Raw genomic sequence first — 3794 nt, 5'->3', positions numbered from 1 at the left:
ATTGCCTCTCCCGCAGACCCGGTTGCGACCAGTTCCGAGAACTCAAACATAATTAACGCCAAAGGAAAAAAAGTGCCGTGGTTCATGGGCGGCGCCGCGGATGTAGGCTCCTCGACTAAAACCTATCTTAAGTGTACGACGAGCTTTTCCGCCGAGGACCGCGAGGGAAGAAACTTTCATTTCGGAGTCAGGGAACATTCAATGGCCGCGATAGCAAGCGGCATGTGTCTCAGCGGACTCAGAGCATACGCCTCGACCTACTTTGTGTTTGCCGACTACATGAAACCCTCGATAAGACTTGCGGCGCTGATGAAACTTCCCGTAATCTACATTTTCACTCATGACAGCATAGGAGTTGGCGAGGACGGACCCACTCATCAACCCATAGAGCATCTGGCGGCCCTCAGAGTCACACCCAATATCGATGTCATCCGTCCCTGCGACGCGAACGAGCTTGCGATTCTTTGGAAACACGTGATGGGGCTTTCTGATCGTCCCGCCGCGTTCGTTCTCACAAGACAGAACGTTCCGATAATAGACAGGGACCGCTACGCCGCGGCCGATGGAGCGCTCGCGGGGGGTTATGTACTTGCGGACTCAAACGGCACACCTGACATCATTCTGATATCCACGGGTTCTGAGGTTCACATCTGTCTCGAAGTTTATGAAAAACTGCGCGAGATGGAGAAAAATCCGAGAGTCGTGAGTCTCCCGTGCTGGAGTCTTTTCGAAGCTCAGTCCCAGAAGTACAAAGACAGCGTCCTGCCGCCTTCTGTCGAAACAAGGCTAAGTGTCGAGGCCGGAGCAACGTTCGGATGGGAAAAATTCACGGGATCGGGTCCCGATGCCAAGGTCTACGGAATAGACTGCTTCGGAGAGTCCGCGCCATACCAAGACGTGATGAACAATTTCGGCTTTAACGCGGACACCATTCTAAAGGAATGCCTCAAACTGCTTGGTAACTAGTACCGTGTCCACTGAAAACAAAGCCGGTTCGGAGTCACCAAACTACACCGAATACGCGGGCGATTACGGAAGCATAATCCAATCCCAACTCCTCGAACTTGAGAAAAACCGCTTTGCCGAAAGATTCTTCGAATACGATCACCTGCTCTGGGCAGATAATCCTTCCGAGATCACGAATCGCCTCGGCTGGGTCCATCTTCCGAAGCAGATGCTCGCGGTAATAAATGAAATAGACGACTTCTCAGAATCGATAAGGAAAAAAGGGTTCACCGAAGTTGTTGTTTTAGGCATGGGGGGCTCAAGTCTCTCTTCCGAGGTGTTCAGAAACATATTCACCCTCCGCGACGGCTTTTTGCGCCTCACTCTTCTTGACACTACGGATCCCGACTTCATTCTTAAGACCCGGGAAAGCATAGACCTTCTTAGAACTCTCTTCGTAGTCTCCTCAAAATCAGGTTCGACCGTGGAAACCGTTTCCCTCATGAAATACTTTTACGGCGAACTCGAGAGAAAAACCGGGGCCCCGGGAGAACATTTCATCTGCATAACGGATCCTGGCTCAGAACTGATCAAAACAGCCGACAAACATGGTTTTAGCAGGGTGTTTATCAACGATCCGAATGTTGGCGGGAGGTTCAGCGCGCTTTCCTACTTCGGCCTCGTTCCCTCATCCCTTGCGGGAGTCGATATACGCAAGATACTTCAATCGGCCTTTTCCGTGCTGCTTGAACTCGAAAACTCAGTCGGAGGAAAATACCATGAGAGTCCCTCCTTTCGCTTGGGGACATTTCTCGGGGTTATGGCCGAACAAGGAAGAGACAAGCTGGGTTTTGTTTTTTCCGAAAAACTTTTTCCTTTCGGCTACTGGGTGGAGCAACTGATCGCCGAAAGTACCGGAAAAAACGGCGTCGGCATCCTTCCGCTGCTTGACGAAGAGGTCTCGGATTGTCCACGGCCCGGAGATGACAGGGCATACATTCTTCTTTCCCTGAGGGAAGACAGAACTGTGGATATGGTCGCCTCGCGCATCAAGAACTCCAAGATTCCCTTCGTGAAGATAGTAGTTGACAGTCCCGACCAGATAGCCGCAGAGCTCTTCCGTTTTGAGTTTGCCGTCGCACTTGTGGGAAGCATAATGGGAATAAATCCCTTTGACCAGCCCGATGTCGAATCCGCAAAAACCTTTGCAAGAAGTTTTCTCAAGCTCTACAGGGAAACGGGGAAACTTGAATCCAAAGAACCCGATTTTTCCAAAAACGGGTTTGTTTTCTCAAGTAACAGAAAAATAGAATCCCCGGAGCAACTAAGAGATATCATCTCTTCAAAGAAAAGAGGTTACATATCGATTCAGGCCTATGTAGACCCTGCAGAAGAAAACTCAAAAGAGCTTCTTTCCCTCCGCGCACAGATCGAAAGCATATCATCCGTGCCCGTAACTCTGGGTTTCGGCCCGAGATTTCTCCACTCGACAGGCCAACTTCACAAAGGAGACTCGGGAGAAGGATTTTTCATTCAGATCGTAAGCGAGAACGAAAACGACCTGTGCATACCCGATGATGTCGGTTCCGCGGAATCAGTATTCTCCTTCCAAGTACTCAAAATGGCTCAGGCCACGGGAGACTTCAAGTCTCTTGACGAAATGGGAAGGGGCATTGTAAGAATCGGCATTACGCCTGATGTCTCAGAGAGCATACAGAGAATCGCCCGGTTTTTTGTCTGATCCTCTCCCCCGCAAACGCAACTAAAAAGATTGACCGTCCGCGGCAAAAACCAAGAATAAATTAAGTAATTCACTTAAATTTGCGAGTTCGGTTGCCGCCGCGGTCATATTCGTCACGATCCTCAGAAAACCTTAAGCATCCGAGATTGTCACAAAGTGCTTCACTTCCTGGGAAAAAGCTACTATGACATCGCTTGTAGTACCTATGAAAAGACCATGCTCGACTATCCCTGCCCTTGCAGACAACCGGTAGGCGAAAAAAGAGGGGTCGTCCATCTCTCCAAAGCTCCAGTCGACAATAAGATTTCCCTGATCTGTCAAAAACGGGGAACCGTCGCGAGCGAGTCGTAAGCGGACCTCTCCTCCAAGACTCTCGAGGTAGTCCTTTTCAGCTTCAAGGGCAAACTGAAGCACCTCGACGGGAACGGGAAAACGCTCTCCAAGCCGCCGCGAGAGCTTCGATTCGTCAGCGACGATTATATTTCTTTTGCTGTTCTGAGCGAGAACCTTCTCTCTTAAAAGAGCTCCTCCGCCCCCTTTTATCAGGTTAAAATCGGAATCGATTTCATCCGCTCCGTCAATAGTAACGTCAATCCTTCTTGCCGAATCGAGTTCAACGAGGTCAAGGTCCATGACCTCGGCGAAATTTTTCGTTCTCTCGGAACTTGGAACGCAGGATATATCCGAAAGCCGGCCGTCTCTTATCCGCTTTGAGAGCTCTTCGATAGCAAACTCCGCAGTCGACCCGGTGCCGAGTCCGACAAGCATTCCCGCACGCACGAAGTCGACGGCTTTTACGCCCGCAGCCTTTTTAAGTTCTTCGGTCTTACCCATTTCGAAAAAGAATCAGCAAAGTCATCCCGCATACCCTGACAATTAACATAGACATAATACTATACGAATAATTCCCGGATACTGTAAAAAAGAGATGAAATATCCTGAGGGCAACTACGAAAAGCAAGTGTCGGTTCCCGATATCCCCAGCTCGCTTCGGCCACCCCCGCCTTCTGGGCGTATGCCGTTTGTTTTGCCGCAAAAAACTTATATACTTGACAGGAATTCCCACTAAGAGCTTACCGTGTTGGGGTTAGCAAACAAATTTCGGTTT

The 3794-nt window shown here is 49.8% G+C and carries 4 protein-coding genes; 3 read left to right on the top strand and 1 reads right to left on the bottom strand.

All coding sequences use genetic code 11. The features are described 5' to 3' along the window. Window positions 1-966 (top strand): transketolase (locus OXG10_02215; GenBank protein MCY3826183.1); only part of this gene is annotated, 966 nt, incomplete at its 5' end. A 4-nt stretch (window positions 967-970) separates the two neighbouring features. Then, entirely contained in the window at window positions 971-2686 is a 1716-nt protein-coding gene (locus OXG10_02210; GenBank protein ID MCY3826182.1) for a hypothetical protein, read from the top strand. A 132-nt stretch (window positions 2687-2818) separates the two neighbouring features. On the opposite strand, the gene rpiA is transcribed toward OXG10_02210, so the two are convergent. Continuing rightward, on the bottom strand, window positions 2819-3520 hold the full coding sequence (gene rpiA / locus OXG10_02205) for a ribose-5-phosphate isomerase RpiA (GenBank protein ID MCY3826181.1): 702 nt from the start codon (window positions 3518-3520) through the stop codon (window positions 2819-2821). Between the two features lie 94 nt (window positions 3521-3614). Here rpiA and OXG10_02200 point away from each other — a divergent pair, with 94 nt between their 5' ends. Next, the gene (locus OXG10_02200; GenBank protein MCY3826180.1) at window positions 3615-3755 is read left to right on the top strand and encodes a hypothetical protein; all 141 of its coding nucleotides are present in this window, start codon (window positions 3615-3617) and stop codon (window positions 3753-3755) included. The last annotated feature ends 39 nt before the right edge of the window (window positions 3756-3794 follow it).

This window comes from Candidatus Dadabacteria bacterium (assembly GCA_026706695.1).
GTDB lineage: Bacteria > Desulfobacterota_D > UBA1144 > Nemesobacterales > Nemesobacteraceae > Nemesobacter.
Note: the sequence above shows the minus strand (reverse complement) of the source record. Positions and strands in the feature narration are given on the sequence as shown.